Origin of the sequence: Rhodococcus sp. 05-2254-6 (assembly GCF_002258565.1) — a bacterium.
Lineage (GTDB): Bacteria > Actinomycetota > Actinomycetes > Mycobacteriales > Mycobacteriaceae > Rhodococcoides.
Window position 1 is genome coordinate 19699 of record NZ_NOZF01000041.1, and the last position, 17857, is coordinate 37555.

19 protein-coding genes are annotated in these 17857 nt (G+C 63.1%); 9 read left to right on the plus strand and 10 right to left on the minus strand.

All coding sequences use genetic code 11. The annotated features are described in order from the left end of the window. Window position 1: 1 nt before the first annotated feature. Both CH256_RS04795 and CH256_RS04800 read right to left on the minus strand, forming a co-directional pair. The gene (locus CH256_RS04795; RefSeq protein WP_094669003.1) at window positions 2–883 is read right to left on the minus strand and encodes a M56 family metallopeptidase; all 882 of its coding nucleotides are present in this window, start codon (window positions 881–883) and stop codon (window positions 2–4) included. Then, window positions 880–1257, minus strand: coding sequence for a BlaI/MecI/CopY family transcriptional regulator (locus tag CH256_RS04800; RefSeq protein WP_094669004.1), 378 nt, complete (start codon window positions 1255–1257; stop codon window positions 880–882). The genes CH256_RS04795 and CH256_RS04800 overlap by 4 nt, the downstream gene beginning before the upstream one ends. 140 nt (window positions 1258–1397) lie before the next feature. Between CH256_RS04800 and CH256_RS04805 the strand changes: the two genes are divergently transcribed. From CH256_RS04805 to CH256_RS04815, 3 genes are read left to right on the plus strand one after another with little or no spacing between them, the layout of a single operon-like run. After that, window positions 1398–2252 carry a tryptophan 2,3-dioxygenase gene (locus CH256_RS04805; protein WP_094669005.1) on the plus strand — a complete coding sequence of 285 codons (855 nt, stop codon included), beginning with the start codon at window positions 1398–1400 and terminating at the stop codon, window positions 2250–2252. Next, window positions 2249–3460, plus strand: coding sequence for a kynureninase (gene kynU, locus CH256_RS04810; RefSeq protein ID WP_094669006.1), 1212 nt, complete (start codon window positions 2249–2251; stop codon window positions 3458–3460). The genes CH256_RS04805 and kynU overlap by 4 nt, the downstream gene beginning before the upstream one ends. Then, window positions 3441–4277: a PaaX family transcriptional regulator gene (locus CH256_RS04815; protein ID WP_094669007.1), complete on the plus strand. Its 837-nt coding sequence runs from the start codon at window positions 3441–3443 to the stop codon at window positions 4275–4277. The genes kynU and CH256_RS04815 overlap by 20 nt, the downstream gene beginning before the upstream one ends. Here CH256_RS04815 and CH256_RS04820 read toward each other — a convergent pair. The 3 genes from CH256_RS04820 to gluQRS form a co-directional block, all read right to left on the minus strand. Further along, on the minus strand, window positions 4274–5017 hold the full coding sequence (locus CH256_RS04820; RefSeq protein WP_094669008.1) for a queuosine precursor transporter: 744 nt from the start codon (window positions 5015–5017) through the stop codon (window positions 4274–4276). The genes CH256_RS04815 and CH256_RS04820 overlap by 4 nt on opposite strands. Before the next feature lie 78 nt (window positions 5018–5095). Next, on the minus strand, window positions 5096–5902 hold the full coding sequence (locus CH256_RS04825; protein ID WP_094669009.1) for a hypothetical protein: 807 nt from the start codon (window positions 5900–5902) through the stop codon (window positions 5096–5098). A gap of 103 nt (window positions 5903–6005) precedes the next feature. Beyond that, window positions 6006–6866 (minus strand): tRNA glutamyl-Q(34) synthetase GluQRS, encoded by an 861-nt coding sequence (gene gluQRS / locus CH256_RS04830; RefSeq protein WP_094669010.1) that lies wholly within the window; start codon window positions 6864–6866, stop codon window positions 6006–6008. A 308-nt stretch (window positions 6867–7174) separates the two neighbouring features. Between gluQRS and CH256_RS04835 the strand changes: the two genes are divergently transcribed. From CH256_RS04835 to CH256_RS04845, 3 genes are all read left to right on the plus strand, one after another. Continuing rightward, window positions 7175–8629: a hypothetical protein gene (locus CH256_RS04835; RefSeq protein ID WP_143536524.1), complete on the plus strand. Its 1455-nt coding sequence runs from the start codon at window positions 7175–7177 to the stop codon at window positions 8627–8629. 103 nt (window positions 8630–8732) lie between these two features. Beyond that, window positions 8733–9848, plus strand: a complete 1116-nt coding sequence (locus tag CH256_RS04840) for a hypothetical protein (RefSeq protein ID WP_143536525.1) — start codon at window positions 8733–8735, stop codon at window positions 9846–9848. A 261-nt stretch (window positions 9849–10109) separates the two neighbouring features. Continuing rightward, on the plus strand, window positions 10110–10619 hold the full coding sequence (locus CH256_RS04845; RefSeq protein ID WP_094669013.1) for a hypothetical protein: 510 nt from the start codon (window positions 10110–10112) through the stop codon (window positions 10617–10619). Window positions 10620–10795: 176 nt separating this feature from the next. Here the strand turns inward: CH256_RS04845 and CH256_RS04850 are convergent, their stop codons facing one another. From CH256_RS04850 to CH256_RS04865, 4 genes are read right to left on the minus strand one after another with little or no spacing between them, the layout of a single operon-like run. Further along, entirely contained in the window at window positions 10796–11827 is a 1032-nt protein-coding gene (locus tag CH256_RS04850; RefSeq protein ID WP_094669014.1) for an ABC transporter ATP-binding protein, read from the minus strand. Then, entirely contained in the window at window positions 11824–12597 is a 774-nt protein-coding gene (locus CH256_RS04855) for an ABC transporter permease (RefSeq protein ID WP_256989368.1), read from the minus strand. Before CH256_RS04855 ends, CH256_RS04850 begins: the two co-directional genes overlap by 4 nt. Window positions 12598–12608: 11 nt before the next feature. Further along, a complete protein-coding gene (locus tag CH256_RS04860; RefSeq protein ID WP_094669016.1) occupies window positions 12609–13448 on the minus strand; it encodes an ABC transporter permease in 840 nt (279 codons plus the stop codon). Further along, window positions 13445–14656: an ABC transporter substrate-binding protein gene (locus tag CH256_RS04865; protein WP_256989369.1), complete on the minus strand. Its 1212-nt coding sequence runs from the start codon at window positions 14654–14656 to the stop codon at window positions 13445–13447. Before CH256_RS04865 ends, CH256_RS04860 begins: the two co-directional genes overlap by 4 nt. Before the next feature lie 168 nt (window positions 14657–14824). Between CH256_RS04865 and CH256_RS04870 the strand changes: the two genes are divergently transcribed. Both CH256_RS04870 and CH256_RS04875 read left to right on the plus strand, forming a co-directional pair. Beyond that, a complete protein-coding gene (locus CH256_RS04870; RefSeq protein WP_256989370.1) occupies window positions 14825–15493 on the plus strand; it encodes a TVP38/TMEM64 family protein in 669 nt (222 codons plus the stop codon). After that, window positions 15490–16101 carry a CDP-alcohol phosphatidyltransferase family protein gene (locus CH256_RS04875; protein ID WP_094669018.1) on the plus strand — a complete coding sequence of 204 codons (612 nt, stop codon included), beginning with the start codon at window positions 15490–15492 and terminating at the stop codon, window positions 16099–16101. Before CH256_RS04870 ends, CH256_RS04875 begins: the two co-directional genes overlap by 4 nt. Here CH256_RS04875 and CH256_RS04880 read toward each other — a convergent pair. Further along, window positions 16073–17536 (minus strand): dihydrolipoyl dehydrogenase family protein, encoded by a 1464-nt coding sequence (locus CH256_RS04880; protein ID WP_094669019.1) that lies wholly within the window; start codon window positions 17534–17536, stop codon window positions 16073–16075. The genes CH256_RS04875 and CH256_RS04880 overlap by 29 nt on opposite strands. A gap of 36 nt (window positions 17537–17572) precedes the next feature. On the opposite strand from CH256_RS04880, the gene CH256_RS04885 reads away from it, so the two are divergent. Then, the coding region (locus CH256_RS04885) for a methyltransferase domain-containing protein (protein ID WP_143536526.1) at window positions 17573–17857 on the plus strand (285 nt) is incomplete at its 3' end.

Here is a 17857-nt window from a genome sequence, read left to right on the forward strand (position 1 = left end):
ATCAGCGAAAGATCGAGGTGGCGACTTCTCCGGTTTCGGGGGCCACCACATCTTGAACGACATCGAACAGTGCCGTGGAAATGACGGTGAAGGCGAGGATCAGCACCAAACCGGCCGCGAGAATCCCGCGATCACGACGGTGCCGTGGTGGTTCGCTGAGGGCCTGCACGCGGCGAACGACGTCGCCGCCGGTACTGGCGAGCGTGCGGGTTCCATGGTCGAGTTGTTTCCGCAGCAGGGCGGTTCTGGCGATGGCAGACAACGTGTCTCGACGCCCGAGAGACGCTGCGCTCTCGTCGGCCTGACGCTCGGCGGCGTGCCGGACCTTCGACGGCACCGGCCCGAGAATCGGATTCAGTCGAGCTGCAATCTCACACATCTGGATCCACACGCTGTGGCGATGCCGTAGGTGCGCACGCTCGTGTTCGATCACGGCGCGTAATTCGTTGTCCGACAGAGCCTCCGCGAGGCCGGTGGTGATCACGACGGCACCTCCGCCGGAGGGGACTGCGAAGGCGTCGGGAACGTCGGAGTCGACCACAACGATGCCGCCTGTCGCCCGCGCCTCGTCACCGAATTCCGATGCGATCGACGCACCGACGGCGACGCGTCGAACATGGCTGGCGACCTCGACCACGCGCCAGAACATCCACGCGCAGATGACGATTCCCACCGATAGCCAGGCAATCTCACCTGACGCCAGCAGTACCGCAGCGAGTGCGGCCATGGACGCTGCCACGGAGAATGCGGTCACCATGGACAGGATGGGCAACAGGACGACGGCGGTCGACGGATTGAGTCGACGGTCGAGCTGATCGGCTCCGAATCCCAGCAGCAGCGACAGCACCCACGGCAGCACGGCGACGACCAGGAGCAGGGTCATGGGTGTTGCTCGGCTGCGTCCGACTTGGCGAGCAGTTCGCGCAGCGTCGCCTCGTCCTCGGGGTCGAGTGCGGCCACGAAGCTGGCCAGTACGTCTGCGCGTTCGGCTCTGGCACCGAGTTCGGTGCGCATTCGCATCGCAGCCCGAAGAGCCGGGATCTCGTCGACCGGGGCGTTGAGGGTGTAAACGAAGGACCGCCCGCGCCGCTCGCGATCGACCAGGCCTTTGCCGTGCAGGCGCACCAGAGCGGTCATGACCGTGGTGTGGGCGAGATCCGAGCCAAGATACTCGCGGGCTTGGGCCACCGAGAGTTCCGTGTGCTCGCCGAGCAACTCGAGGATCGACTCCTCCAACTGTCCGGACGCTCTACGCACTGCGATTCCTCACTCGACTCGACTACTTCGAGGATAGGCGACGGGTGGCATTCACGAAACCGTTATATGTCGTCGATCTAGCGGGCGGCACGATTCTGTAATACGCTGGCCGTATCAGCCCATCACCTCGAGGACCAGCCATGAGCGTCGAAGGCAATACCCGCGCAATTGAGAAGACCGTCGTCATCGACTTCAGCGACCGTATGAGTTACGGCGCGTACTTGGACCTCGACACGTTGCTCAGCGCCCAGAAGCCGGTGTCCACCCCCGAGCATCACGACGAACTGCTGTTCATCATTCAGCACCAGACCACCGAACTGTGGCTCAAGCTGGTGCTGCACGAGACCCTGGCCGCGCGAGCAGCTCTCGATGCCGACGACATCGGCACCGCGCTCAAATGCGTGGCCCGGGTCAAGCACATTCAGAAGACACTGACCGAGCAGTGGTCGGTGCTGGCCACACTCACCCCGACGGAGTACTCGCAGTTTCGGAATTTCCTCGGCAATTCCTCGGGCTTTCAGTCGTATCAGTACCGCGCCGTCGAGTTCGTGCTCGGCAACAAGAACGCGGGCATGCTGAAGGTCTTCGAATCGGATCCGGCTGCTTCCGAACAGCTTTCGACTCTGTTGCATGAACCGAGCCTGTACGACGCCTTCTGGCAGTCGCTGGCGCGGAAGGGCTACGACGTACCGGCGTCGGCCCTCGATCGCGACGTCACCGCGGCGTACACGTTCAACGAGGACCTGATGCCGCTGATCAAGTTCGTCTACGAGAACCACACCGAACATTGGGCGGTGTACGAGGCCTTCGAAGAGTTCGTCGATCTCGAGGAGAACTTCCAGCTGTGGCGCTTCCGACACATGCGGACGGTGCTCCGTACCATCGGGATGAAGAGCGGGACCGGAGGATCGAGTGGTGTCGGATTTCTGCAGAAGGCACTCGAACTCACCTTCTTCCCCGAATTACTCGCTGTGAGAACGGACATCGGACGATGACGGAACGTGCACTCGAACTCGACGAGAAGGATCCACTCCGCAGCTACCGCGACAAATTCCTCGGTAGCGACGACCCGTCGATCAGCGCATATCTCGACGGCAATTCGTTGGGCCGGCCCACCAAGGCCAGCGTCGAACGCATCAACACCTTCATGACGCAGGCCTGGGGTGGACGCCTGATCCGTGGCTGGGACGAGCAGTGGTTCGACCTCCCCGTCACCATCGGCGACGCCCTGGCCGACGCCACCCTCGGGGCAGCCTCCGGTCAGACCACCATCGGCGATTCGACGACGGTACTGCTGTACAAACTGGCGCGGGCGGCGATCGCCATGCGGCCGGGCCGCACCGAGATCGTCATCGACCGGGACAACTTCCCGACCGACCGATACTTGCTCGAAGGCATTGCAGCAGAGCTGAATATGACCCTGCGATGGATCGAGACGGACCCTCGCGGTGGCATCACGCCGGAACAACTCGCCGAGGTGGTGGGGGAGAACACCGCCTTGGTGGTGATCACCCACGTCGCCTACCGGTCGGGCTTCCTCGTCGACGTGGCCGAGACGACGCGCATCACGCATGCTGCCGGAGCACTGATGCTGCTGGACGTGTGCCATTCCGTCGGATCGGTACCGCTCGAACTCGATTCCTGGGGAGTGGATCTGGCCGTCGGGTGCACCTACAAGTACCTCAACGGAGGACCCGGATCGCCAGCCTTCGCGTACGTGCGCAGCGATCTCCAGGACGATTTCGTCCAGCCGATCTGGGGCTGGATGGGTCGGGCCGATCCGTTCGAGATGGCGCAGGGTTATGTTCCGGCACAGGGTATTCGACGCGTCATCAGTGGCACGCCGTCGGTGTTCGGCATGATCGCGATGCAGGACACCATCGAGATGATCGCCGAGGTGGGGATGGACGCGATACGCGCGAAGTCTGTCGCACTCACCGAATACGCCCTCGAACTGGTCCGCGAGATGCTGGTACCGCTCGGGGTGGAGATCGCCTCACCCGAGGACTCGAATCGACGCGGCGGGCACGTCACCATCGACCATCCCGAGTTCAAGGCGATCACCGCTCGCCTGTGGGAGAAGGGCGTCATCCCGGATTACCGCGCGCCGCAGGGTATTCGCCTGGGATTGAGCCCTCTCAGTACTTCCTACCGAGAGGTGTATCTGGGAATCGTGGCTATCCGTGACGAACTCCGCGCCTAGCACTGCCGGGGCGATCCTCGACGACTTCGACTCTCGTCCGGGAAGCGCCACCTCACTGGTGCGCACGGTGCTCGGGGCCTACGTTCGCCCGCTCGGAGGGTGGTTCGCCATCGCCGATGTCGTCGTCTGGATGGACGCGCTCGGGGTGCCACCGGAGAGCACGCGCATCGCGGTGGCCAGGTTGAAGAAGAAGGGCGTCGTCGAATCGAGTAATCGTGAGGGCCGCACCGGCTATCGCATCACCGAGCAGGCCGACGCCATGTTCGCGCGCGGCGACGGTCGGATCTTCGGGTTTCGGCGGATGGCCGACGGCGATCCGTTTCGGCTCATCTCGTTCACCATCCCCGAGACCCAACGCGCAGCGCGCCACCAGCTGAGGCGTCGACTCACCGGAATAGGCTGCGGCACAGTCTCACCTGGTCTGTGGATCGCACCCGAGTACCTCGCGGACGAGGCCGGTGCCATCGTCGACGCGTTGGAGCTCTCGCCCTACGTGACGACGTTCGTCGCCTCCGAGGTCGCGCCGCCGACCACGTTGCGTGAGAGCGCTGCGCAATGGTGGGATCTGGCCGGCATCGCCGATCGGCATCGGGCATTTCTTTCCGCTTACGAGACCGTCGCGCCGGCTCGGAATCCGCGGGACGCGTTCGTCACGTTCGCGACGCTACTCGACGAGTGGCGCGTCATTCCCTACGTCGACCCGGGCCTCCCGCCGTCCATGACGCCGGAGGACTGGCCGGGAACCCGGGCCGTCGCGACCTTCGAGGCAGCGAGAGGGCGCTACCTCGAGGTCAGTCGAGAATGGGTCGCGAGCTAACTGCTCTGGTACGACGGTTCGCGCTTCTTGATGTACGAGATGACGCGGTACGTGATGGGAAGGACGAGGACCTCGACGAGTGTCTTCCACAGGAATCCGACGACGACGTAGTTGATGAAGTCGGTCCACGTGCTGATGCCGATGACGCCGGCGGCGATGGCGCAGAAGATCAGTGTGTCGAAGAATTCGCCGACGACGGTCGAGCCGATCAGGCGTGCCCACAGGTGCTTTTCCTTGGTGCGTTCCTTGATCTTGACCAGGACGTAGGAGTTGAGGAGCTGGCCGACGGCAAAGCCGGCGAGACCGGCGAGGACGAGTCGGGGAACGACACCGACGACGGTTTCGAGTGCCTCTTGGTTCTCGTAGAACGACGCGGCCGGGAGTTCGATGGCGATCCAGAAGGACACCGAGGTGAGGATCAGGGAGCCGAAGCCGAGGTAGATCGCGCGGCGTGCGGCTTTGAAGCCGTAGACCTCGCTGAGGACGTCGCCGAGGATGTAGGCGAGGGGGAACAGGAAGAATGCGCCGTCGGTGTTGATCGGCAGGATCTGCAGTGGTCCGAGCATGACGTCGGACGAGGCGAAGAAGGCGACACCTTTGCTGGCGGCCACGTTCGAGATCAGCAGCGTCGCGACGAAAAGCGCGACGATGGTGGGGTAGTAGCCCCGGCTGATGTGAGCGAACGTGGCCTGCCCAGACTCGGTGCCGCCGTTGGCGGCGGTGTGTTCGGTAGTAGTCACTGCTCGATCCAAGCACCGAGACGACGATGGGCGCGAATCCCGGGTGAGGGATGCGCGCCCATCGAGGCGGATCTCAGGTCAGGCGACGCGTCCGCGCACCGTGACGCGGTAGGCGTAGGTTCCGGCGATGATCGTGATCGGGATGGAGGCCAGCAGACCGACTACGAACAGAAGAGCGCCGACGATGTTGATGCCGACCAGGGCGAGTGCAAGCACGAAGAGGGTCCCACCGTTGGACGCGATCGCCTGAGCGCTCGCCTTGATGGCGGGGATCGGCTCGTCGCCGCGGTCGATGACGAACTGGAAGGTCCACCACGTGAAGAACGTGATGACGAGTCCGGGGATGATCAGCAGGACGAAGCCGATGCTGGTGGCGATGCCGACGAGGACGCCGGCAATGACGACGGACACGACGTTGCCGAACTGGAAGAAGGACCCGAACGCGGGCTTGATCCCGTCCACCTCGTGCAGAGCGCCGCGGACGAGTGCCGCCTGGATGAGGAGCGCGACGACTCCGACGATGACACTGAAGATCAAGCCGAGGACGAAATTGTCGGAGCTCAACACGAAGTTCAGGACGCCCTGGATGATCGCGGCGATCAGGACGATGCCGACCCAGACGAGGGCGTTGTCCTTGAACTTGTTGAATGCGTAGCCGATGGCCGTTCCCACGGACAGCTGCGTCGGCATCGGTGACTCACCGAAGGCCGGAGGCGGCGGGTAGTTGCCTTGTGGGGGCGGTGGGTAGTTTCCGGGTGGTGGGTAGCCGCCCTGCTCAGGTGGTGGGTAGTTGCCCTGGGGAGGGGGCGGGTAACCGCCCTGCGGCGGGGGATAGCCGCCGGGGTTCTGTGGATCCTTGTCGGGGTCGTAGCCGCCTGAGGTCATCGTGTCCTTCTCCCTCGGGAAGAGTTGTCGCGGCTACTGTACGTCCGATTCCTCCCGAGTTGGGCCCTGTCGCATTGCAACGTGATCTCGATCGGCTCGTAGATCAGAGATTCGCGGGGTCGAACACCCACGGTTCGCGCGGTACCCGCGTCGGCTTCCACTGTTCGAGCAATTCCTCGGCGTTCTTCGCATTTGGCATGCCGAGCGAGGCGGTGATGAGCGACCACGCGTCGGGCCGCTCGCGCAGCGTCACCGCGCCATCCCGCTTGGCCAGGCGCTTGCCCTCGACATTGAGTGCGAGGGGCACATGGACGTAGGTGGCGGGGGTGAGGCCGAGAAGTTGCGCCAGATATCCCTGCCGCGGGGCGGAGGTGAGCAGGTCGTCGCCGCGCACGATCTGGTCGACGCCTTGTGCGACATCGTCGACGACGACGGCGAGGTTGTAGGCGGGCACACCGTCCGATCGGCGAAGTACGAAGTCGTCCACCTGGCCTCGGAACAGTCCGTGCAACTGATCGACGATGGTGAATTCGGTTACCTGCGAACGTAATCGGATGGCTGGTGGGCGGTCCTTCGCCGCTTTCTCGTCAGCGGTCAGATTTCGGCAGGTGCCGGGATACGCGCCGTCGGGTGCATGGGGCGCGGATGCGGCCTGCAATATTTCCCGACGCGTGCAGAAGCATTCGTACGTCAGCCCGGCGGCGGTGAGCGTGCGAATCGTGGCGTCGTAGATTTCCCGACGCTCGGATTGCCGCATGATGGGCCCGTCCCAATCGAGTCCGATGGCGGCGAGGTCGTCGAGTTGTCGTTGCTCCGAGCCGGCTTTGACGCGATCGAGGTCTTCGACGCGCATGACGAAACGTCGCTCAGTGGAGCGAGCGAAGAGCCAGGCCAGCAGTGCGGTTCTTAGATTTCCGAGATGGAGATCGCCTGAGGGACTGGGAGCGAAGCGGCCGGTGGGCATGGGGACATCGTAGTTTCAGGTGTGTTGGGGAATGAGGGACTGTCATTAGCTTGCTGTGAGTGAATGGCCGCCTGACGCTTTTGGCTCACCCAATAGTCTTCGCTGCATGCTTGATTGATGCTGCCGACACCCGCACCGAAACGGGGGAGCGGGGTACCGACGCGAATCCGCACCCCTTATTGGCAATGCCGTCACAAATATCGAGTTGTAAAGGTCCACCATGTCGGTAGCAAACCGTATGGTGTCCTTGTGGTCCACGACGTCAACATCTGCCATCCGTCCCTGAACGCCGCCGGACGTACTGCGAAGTGAAAATTAGTCTTCCCTCGCAGATGTTTGGAGGCCAGCCCGCTGGGCTGCTCAGCCACTTCGGCCTTCAGATCGAAAAACGTCCAACCCCTGGTCAGGATACCTGGCAGGTTTCCGGGAAGCCGATGACCTTAATTAAGTCGCAAGTCCTTCACGGCCCCGCGCTGACCCGCAGCAGGTTCGATGTATCCACCCCTCCCACACCGAACCCACCCGGTGGAATGGGCCCCGAACTGTCCGCAGAATTTGAGGACCTGGTCAAAACACTCGACGAAGCCCAGACCCTCCCGGCACTGTTTGACCGAATAACCGCGACCCTGATTGCAGTCCCGGGCCAACAGGTTCCTGCGACCACGCAGTGGGGGAGCGAGGTTTTGGCGGCTGTGCCACTCACCAGTACCGACGGCGGCAGAGAACCTCTTTTCCCGCGCCACTCCGTCCATGACATTCGCATCAACGAAATCTTGTACCGATGGTCAAAACTGCCTCAAATATTTTTGAGACTGCGATATAACACAGCCGAGGAGATCATCGCCGAATCTGCGCTCGATCCGCACAGTCTTGCATTTCAAGCATCCAGCGGACTTCTCGAAGGAACGGTCTTCGGTGGCATCTACTTCGCGCCCTTGCTGGGAAATCTTACCCCCACGATGTGGGGCTTCGCCGCACCCAGATATGGCCAACTGATCCTCTACACCCTGGGACGGCAACTCCCGGGGCTCGGACACGGAGCCAGCAGAGATTCGCTCGACACACTGCGAATCCTGTTTCACAACAACCCGTCCCAAGACTTCGACAGTATTTCGTGCGATCCGGATGAACTCCACAAGGCGGCGTTCTCAGAAGCAGTTGACTGGTGGGCTGGACGCCTAAACGACACTCTCCTAGACATATTCTCCCCAATGACCTACATCGACGCCGCTGGACGATACGATCCCGCCACACACCAAGGGTGGATGCTCAACTTCGAACAGTTGTTGGGGCGCATCAGCGCGATTGCGCGGCACCCACGAGACCAAGCTGCCCAACTCATGCTCATGTTTCCTGCCATGGACCTGCTCGGGGATCGGTTTACAGGTAGCAACGGCATTGGGCAGCTCATGACGCCGAAGCGACTGCGCAAACGCATCGCCGCCATTGAAACACACGTCCCCGCGCGAATCAGACCGCTAATCATGGCTCCCGCCTACCGCGGCCTCCGCGCAGCAGAGCAAGTGTTGAACGGATTCTTCGTTCCGAGTCCTGACCCCAATTCAACAGAAACAACTCGTCTTCAGCATCTTTGGAATGCTCGGCGCAATACAACACACGGCTTCAACCTTGACGCTTCGGTCCTGGCCGAACACAACGGTGCCCTTCCCGCCGACATCGTCCTCGTCCCCATGATCTATCTGCTCGACATCTTGACCGACAGAGAACACTTGGTCGCGCGAATACAGCGATCTTGCCAATAGTCTCAACCATTGGGGTGCCCGACCAGATGTGGCCCTAGTCGCTAGCTGGTTTAGTCGCTGGTCACCGCCAACAGTTGCCATCCGTAGTGCAAAGGACGACATGATGACCGACGAGACTGAACTGTGGCGACACAACTTCAGCCAACTGCTCTTCTTCGTCGAAGTGGCACAGGACAACTCTTCAGCCGCGCCCAACTCGCGGGGCGTGGCCGAACGATCTGTGAAAGAAGGTCTGCGGGACGGGGTCTTTCATCATCTATTGGAGGAACACGAGCGCAAAGCCATCTACAGTGCGCACCTTCGTCTGATCGTCACTCCAGTCTTGGGCGCCGTTCAGGTCTTCCTCGGCTCTGCGATGACATCCACTCAGAACTTCATCGAGGGGCTCGACAAAATCGCACAGCTCGCGAGACAAGCAAAGATCTCTATCGACTCCATGACGGACGGCGAGAACGTCGAGCAGGTGATCGAAGAGTTTGAGACACGTTATCTCGCTACGCTGGCGATGACCCTTTCGGCGCACTCCACACTCGCACGCACCTTAGCGGCCCGAAAGTCTGCCGACGGAGAGTATTTTGACGTAGGCCGGTATGTCTTCGTCCGAAATCCCGACCCTGCCACCGTGCACGTCGCCGACCTCAATAGCGCCATGGATAGTGGTGTTAGTTCCATCAGCATAAAACGTGGAATGGTGTCTTACGACAGATTCCCACCGATACAAATCATGAGCTACGGTCAGTGGTTCGCCTACATCCACGCGATCTGGGACGAGTGGTACCGGCCACGTCTCGCTGCCGCCTACTCTACGAGGTTAGGAGTGGACTATCTCAAGAACGACATCAAAAGCTCGTTCATGGGCGAGCTGAATAAAATTCGAAATGATGTCATTCACAACAAGTCTCGAGTCAAAAGCAGCTCTAGCAACGTCGTGCTGAACTGGGCTACCGACGATGGGCTCATCGGTTTGACGACCGAGAGAATGATTCACCTGAGAACAATGTTCCCGAGGTCAGAGCTGTTGAAGCCCCCGGCGCGCAGCCCTGCTCCGTCGTCGCAGAACATCCCATGGACGGCCGAAATCGATCTCATCGACCAGGTCAAACTAAGGCTCACCGAACTGGGGATGACCAAACGGCAGCAGAAAGACATCGGTGACGAAATGCTCCGACGCTGGCTAGACCACAACCCGCTTCCGAGCGGGAGTTCGACTTGTCGATGAGGTCCCCTGCCTAAGAAGGACTTCCCCCATGGGTCCGTTATGGTGCTGAAGGGCTGGTGTCTTGGCCACAGGTCACGCACCTGCTTACCGCCAATACCGACTTTGGCTGAAATAGCCCTTGTCCGCCGCAGTCCTTCTATATTTGTGTTTCGGCGCACGGACTGGTTGGTGCGATCCCGATAAATACCTGCTGTAATAGAAGGTCGGGCCGCTTGTCGGTAAGAGGTTCGAGGGTGCAAGCGGATCAACGGGAGGATCTGGATGGCACGGTACTACACGGTTGACCGCCAATCGGCTCTCTCTGAAGGGGTAGTCATCGGGCTGGTTCGGTATGACGACGTTCAACCGCCAGAACTGCAAGCGCATCTCGACGAACTCTTCCCAGATGGGGTGACCATGCACGGCGAGAAGTATTTCGTCAGTGCGAACTCAACCGCTAGTGTTACAAGCCCCGCGATCGAGCTGATATGGGACAATGCACGACGGGCGCACTTCATTGACGCACCCTCGCGTATGCAGTCGATATTCGCGACAGCCAGCCTCGCCGACGCCCAGCAATTTCGCGACGCCCATGGGCCTGCTTCACCAATTTTTGAAGTGGACGCCACCGAGGCTTTTCGCGCGGATATGAACCTGCTGCACAACCATACCTCCGCACTAGCTACCTCATACCTCGCCCAGCTCTACTGGTCCCAAAAACCTGGTAGCCCGAATCCGTTCTGGGAGTACCTATTAAGGCCGCCAGTCCGAGTCGGTATGCGCGTGCTGTAACGGCAAACCTGGTGACAGTCCGACTGTCGCGATTTTCCTCCATACGCCGGCAGGCGTGGATATCAACGCCGTCAAGGTGTCATTACGGTGCGGTAACTGGGATTTCGTCGTTTGGGTGTTAGTTACCAGCGACGGATCCCAGAGCACGGGGATTGCGAACAGCCACATCTTCGACCTCAAACCATGACAACAAATCTCGCCAAACCCGGAATCTTTAACCCCACCGCATCCCCCATCTTGACCGCAGATCCCGCCGCCAACTCCACCTTCACAACCGTCGAGCCCACCATCACGTCGGCGATGCTCCGAAATCCGGTAGGCCTCACACCCGAAACAATCCCACGAATCCCGTTGTCATTCAGCCTGATCAGCTCATGTCGCAATAACAACACGGCCGGCCCGGCCGGCAGAGAAACTCCTTCGACCTCCAGCTCCCCGAGCCCGGAGCGATGCACCCCAACCCCATCCCACTGCCCCTCGATTTCGTTCATCCCACCCATCAGTCGCGAGACCGCCAACGTGCTCGGTCGCGTGTAGGCCGTCGCGATATCGGAGTGATGCTCCAATCGACCGTCGATGAGCACCGCCACCGAATCGGCCAGCACCGCCGCTTCCTGTTGATCGTGGGTGACGAGCAGCAGAGTCTGATCCAGCGAAGTGCGCAATTCGCGAACCAGGTCGTGCATCTCGGTGCGCAACACTGGGTCCAGCGCACTGAAGGGCTCGTCCAACAACAACACTCGCGGCGAACCGGCGAGTGAGCGCGCCAACGCCACCCGCTGGGCCTGCCCGCCCGACACCTCGGACACTGCACGATCTCCGATGTCACCCAGATGCACCAGATCGAGGTACTCCCGGGCCCGTTCGCGCGACCGCTTGCGACTCTCCCCGGCAGCGCGGTAGGCGAAGCCGATGTTGTCGAGTACCGACATGTGCGGGAACAACATCGGACGTTGAAACACCATCCCGACTCCGCGGTTCTCGGCCGCAACGTCGTCCACCTCGCGACCGTCGATGCGCACCGTGCCGGCGGTGGGTGAATCCAGTCCCGCAATGAGTCGTAGCGCAGTGCTCTTGCCCGAGCCCGAGGGCCCGAGAATCGCCGTACACGAACCCGGCGGCACGGTGAGATCCAGCGAATTCAGAGCCGCAACCGATTGACCGGCATGCACTTTCGTGAGTCCGTGTACGGACAGTTCGACGCTCATCGGGCACTCCTACGACGCAGCCGGGCCAGCATGAGCACCAGCAACAACGGCGGCACGACGGCAGCGACCGACAGCGCAGCCACCACCGAATCGTTACCGGTCCCGGCAGCGAACGAGGCGACGAGAATGGGCACGGTGACCAGTCTGCCGCCACCGATCAACAAAGTGATCACGTAGTCGCTCCACGCCACGAGGAACGCGAGCAACGCCGCCCCTGCCAACGCCGGTGCCAGTAGCGGAATGCGAATCCGCCGCAGCACCATGGCACTCGACGCACCGAGAGTGCGCGCCTCCTCCTCGTAACCGATGTCGTACGCGCCGAATGCCACTCGCATCAGGTACGTCGTATAGGGAATGGCCGCAACGGTCAGCAACGCGATCACCGCCACCGTGCTCGGAATGCGCGAGCGCAACACCAGAACATCGAGTCCCAACGCCACGGCGAACGGGGGCAGGGCCAGTGGAGCGAAAAGAACCGCGGCCACCACAGCGGGGAAACGCACGGTTCCGTTCACCAGCGCGCGAGCGGCCAACGCGCCCAATGGCGTTGCGATGGCGGCGACGGCGAGAGCGAGCATCGTCGATCGCAGGAACGCATCGACGCCCCCGGCATCGAGGGCGCTGCGGACGCCGTCGAATCCCCATTCCTGCGGAACCGAACCGGGAAACGACCAGCGATTGCTGATGGCCCACAAGACAACCGGAATCAGCGGCAGCAGGAACCACAGGACCAGAGCGGACCTGCCGACAGCGGGAAGAACCCTGTTCATTTCCACCTTGTTCATTTCCACGCTGCCGATCTGCGCAGATAGTGCAGCGCCACCGCGGCCACGACCACCGTCAGAGCGGTAGCGATCGTCGCGGCAGCTGCCGCCTGCGGACGCGTCTGAAGATCGATCGAGGTGAACAATCGAATTGCCATCACCGACAACGGCTCCGGATACGGTCGACCCAGAATGCGGGCCACCTCGTAGGAACCGACGGTATAGGCGAACGCGATGGCCGCCGACGCGATCAGCGCGGGACGCGCCAACGGCAGCGTGACCAGCCGGAGCCGAGCCCACCGGCCGGCACCCAAGGTTGCCGCCGTCTCGTCGAATGCGGCTGCACGGGTGGCGAGTGTCCCGGCCACGACCACAGCCACGAAAGCCGATTCCTTCCAGGCATATTCGGCGACGACGGCGATCCACCACCGCCCGCCGACCAACTCCGGCCAGCCGCCGTCGGTCATGCCGAGGATGCGGGGCAGCATTCCCGAATCCGCCAACAGCAGCGCCATTGCTGCCGCACCGATCAGGTGGGGCACCGTCACCGTCAATCCGGCGGCCACGAGCACAGCGCGCGTACCCGACAAGGCCGTCAGCGCCGCGGCAAGCCCTATCACCGTGGCCAATGCCGTCGAGACGACGGCAATCGACAGTGTCAGCACCACCGAGCGCCAGAGGTCACCGCCCAGAGCGGAGTACGCGTCGACCGATAGTTCGGGGGTTCCGACCAACGGCATCAGACCCAGGCTCTGCAGCACCACGGTTCCGAGACCGCCGCCGACGACCAGAACGACCAGCACGATGGCAGGCAGTACCGCAGCCGTGCCGCGAAAGCTCTTCGTGGGCGCGCTCACTGACCGGCGAGCACGTTTCGACGCCAACCCTCGTCGACCGGCGTTACCCAGTCGGCCGAGAGTTCGGGATGCGCGTTGGCCGAGAGCTCCTCGTAGGAGGGCAGAACCGTCGAGCTCGGCAACGCTTCGAACCGGGCGCGGGCGTCATCGGGCAATCGGTCGATATCGAGCACGGTGAACTGCCCCCACACGTCCGGCGTCGCCTTCTCGAGTTGTTGCTCGGGCGACAAAGCAAGATTGGCGACCACCTGTGCCGCTGCCGATTTCCCCGACGTCGACGGAATGGCAAGGAAACTCGCATTCCCGACGGTTCCCTCGTCGAGAGTCAGGACGCGGGTCTCCGGTGGGAAGGTGCCGTCGGCGACGAGTTTCGGGAGGGTCGCGGGGCCGTACGTCATGGTCATGTCCACCTGGCCACCGGCGTAGAGGGCGTCGAGCTCGGAGGAGGACTGCGGATAGGTCGTTCCCTCGCGCCACAGTGACGGGGCGAGCTCGTTCAACTGATCGAACAATGCCGGGGCGAGTCGGTCGTAGGAGTCCTGATCGAATTGAGCGGGAACCTCGTCGACGCCGCCGGAGGCGTTGATCAACGCCTCACGTACGAACACCGAGCCGGTGAAGTCCGGGGGAGCGGGGTAGGTGAAGCGGCCCGGGTTCGCGCGAGCCCAGTCGAGGACTCCGTCGAATGTCGTCGGCGGATCAGGGATGGCTGCCGCGTTGTAGACCAGGGTGAATTGGGCTTTGTGCCAGGGTGATTCGCAGTTCTCGACCGGGGTACCGAAGTCGTCGAGCAACAGCGGATCCTCGGGATCGGTCAGTTCCATGTTCGGCAGATTCTGCGTCCAGCCGCACAGCCACGCGCCTGCCTGCTTGCCGGTGCCGAAGTTCGCGCCGTTGACCCACACCAGATCCACTTCGCCGTCGGTGACCCCGGCCTGTCGCTCGGACAGGATGCGGTTGACGGCGTCGGTCGTCGATTCCACCGGCACTCGGCGCAGCGTGACGCCCTCCTCGGCGGCCGCGGGGGTGAGCACGTCGTCGACGTAGGCATTGCCCTGCTCGTCGCCGCCGTACATCCACAGCGAGACGGTCTGCCCCTGCGCCTGCTGTTCGATCTCGCTCCACGACTGCGCCTCGGCAATCGGAGCTTCCGAATCCGGCGCAGCGCAGGAGGTCAGCAGCAGCCCTGCACTCGCCGCAATCGTCACTGCGCACCGTACTGAACGAATCACCGTTGGCCCTCCAGATCAACCGAAGCAGCCGTCGTCGACGCTGCCCTCACCACCGTAATCGGTCGAATGAGACAACCGCTGAACACGCGGGCACGCGGGTCTTGTGCACAATGGATCCTGACCGCCGGACGAGAGGCACATACCGTGACGCAGGACCGCCCGACGCGTAGTCGCCGCGGCACGACCCTGAAATTGCTCGCGGCTGCCGTGGTCGTCATCGCTCTGGTGATCGTGCTCGGCACCGTCGACCTACCCGACCCGTCGTTCATCCGTGACCGAGTGGCGTCGGCCGGGCCGTGGGGCATCGCGCTGTTCGTGGTGCTCTATGCCGTCCTGTCCGCCACTCCGTTCCCCGCCAGCACGTTGACCATCGCGTCGGGCCTCCTGTTCGGGTTGGCGGTGGGCGCAACCGTCGTGGTGTTCGCCGCCACGATGGGGGCGTATCTCGGGTACTGGGGAGCGCGGGCGCTGGGACGCGGCCAGGTGGCCCGCACCGAATGGGACAGGCTCCGCCGGCTCGATGCCATGCTCGGACGGCGCGGATTGCTGTCGGTGCTGCTCGTGCGTCTGGTGCCGCTGCCGTTCTCCTTGGTGAACTACGCGGCCGGAGTCAGCGCGGTGGGTCAGCGTGATTACGTGGTGGGGACGATGGTCGGAATCGTGCCCGCGACCGTCGCCTACACCGCCCTCGGGGCCTACGGAACGTCTCCATTCTCGTGGCCGTTCGCCATCGCATTGCTCGCGGTGCTGGCTATCGCGGCCGGTTCGGCGCTGTTGGCACGCCGTCTGGGACTCACCGGCGCTGCCGAATGATCGACAGCTTTCTGCGTCGCCACCTCGAAAGCCCGCTCGATCGCTGTGCCCGCGCCCTCGACCGCCCCGCGATCACACCCGACCGCATCACCGCCGCCGGACTGGTGCTCGGTCTCGGGAGTGCATTGGCGGCCGGGCTGCAGTTCTGGATCCTCGCGTTGGTGTTGTGGATCGTCTCCCGCATCGCCGACGGCCTGGACGGGCCTCTGGCGCGTAGGCGTTCCAATACGGGCGGTGCCGGCGGATTCTTCGACATCACCGCCGATTTCGTGGTCTACGGCACGACGGTGGTGGGCGTCGCGGTGGGTGCCTCGGCCGGATACGACGCCGCGTGGTGGCCGTTCCTGCTGGTCCTGTTGGCGTACTACATCAACGGCACCGCGTTCTTGGCGTTCTCCTCGATTGCCGAACGTAACGGCCGCACCATCGACGACGGCCGATCGCTGTCGTTCCTGGGCGGATTGGCCGAAGGTGCCGAAACCATTGCGGTGCACAGTCTCTGGCTACTGCTGCCCGGTATCTCGTGGCAGATCGCCTTGGTCTGGGCGGCGGTGGTCGCGGTGAGCTCCGGTCAGCGGGTCATCGCCGGGTATCGCGCCCTCTCCTGATCCATACACTCCTGCCTTTCGCCAAGGCCCCAACTGCTCGGGAAATCACCGGAGAACCCAACTGCGCCTTCACGTCTGCGATCGCCGCGTTCCACGGCCCGTCGTTGTAGGTCGGATACGGGTGCGTGGCTCCGGCGAGGTCGCGGGTACGCAGCCCCTGCTCGATGGCGATGATCAGCTCGCCGATCGTCTCGCCCGCTCGCGGTCCCACCACACACGCCCCGACGATGCGACGCTTGGCGTCGAGCACCAGCGTCGTCGATCCGTTCGTCGCTTTCTCGGTGACGGCTCTGTCGACGTGATGGTGGTCGAGCGTCTGCAGTCTGAGCCCGCGCTCCCTCGCGGTCCGCACATCGATTCCCGCCGAGGCGATCTCGGGATCGGTGAACGTCACCCGCGGAGTTCCCGTCGTACTCACTTTTCGGTTCAGACCGAGTGCCGCATTGCTCGCGGCCAGACTGCCGTGCACACCCGCAGTGTGCGTGAACTGAGGATGACCGGTGAGATCCCCGGCCGCCCAGATACGGGGATTGGTGGTCCGCAGATTCTCGTCGACCTGAACGAATCCGTTTTTCTCCACTTCCACACCGGCCGTATCCAAGCCGAGCGACGCGGTTCGCGGAGTCCGTCCGGTGGCGATGAGCACTCGATCGAATTGAATCTCGACACCCGTATCGGTCACGGCCGAGCCGTCGGCGATGCGCACGACGGTGGTGGAGGTCAGCACGCGCACACCCTCGTCGGTCAACGCCTGCGTCAGGATCGACGAGGCCTCAGGGTGCTCGCGCGGCAGGATCGTGTCCGACCGTCCGACGAGGGTGACGTCCGATCCGAGACGCGAGAATGCCTGCGCCATTTCACAACCCACCGACCCGGCTCCGACGATCAGCAGTCGCTGCGGCAAGTCCTCGAGATCCCACAGGCTGTCGCTGGTCAGGTAATCCACATTCTCGATGCCGTCGATCGCCGGCACCGTGGGATGCGCGCCGGTGGTCACGATCGCCTGACCGAAATGCAGTATCCGCGTATCGACTTTCACCGTGTTCGGACCCGTGAACACGGCGTCGCCGCTGATCACCTGGACTCCCGCCTCGGTGAGGGCCTCCGGTGAATCGATCGGCGCGATCTCGGTGATCGAGCCGTGTACGTGCTGCATCACGCGCGCGAAGTCCACGATCGGCGGCTGGGTGACGATGCCGAACCGGGACGCGGATCGAACAGTCTGTGCCGCCGAGGCCGCCGCGAGTAGCGCCTTGGACGGCACGCATCCGGTCCACAGGCAGTCGCCGCCGGTCCGCGCCCGCTCGATCAGCACGACGCGTACGCCGAAGCCCGCCGCGGTCTTCGCCGCCACGATGCCGGCGGTGCCGCCGCCCACCACGACCACGTCGGCGTGGTTCTCGGGCACACTCGAAGACAAACGACGGATTCCCATACTTCCCACTATGCCCGCGCCCTGGAGAGACCCGACATGAGACGACCGACGAAATACACGATGTCGGCCCGCCTGTACGACGTGATCTCCTTCGAATGGCCGGTGTATCGAGCCGGTCGGGAGGCAGCATTCGAGCTGCTGAATCTGCCTGCAGGCAGCCATGTTCTGGACCTCGGCTGCGGGACGGGACTGAACTTCGCCGGGTTGCAGCGGATGATCGGACCGACCGGCTCGATCACCGGAGTCGACGCCAGCTCACAGATGCTCGAACAGGCCAGGCGGCGAGCCGACCGGTCCGGGTGGGACAACGTCACGCTCGTT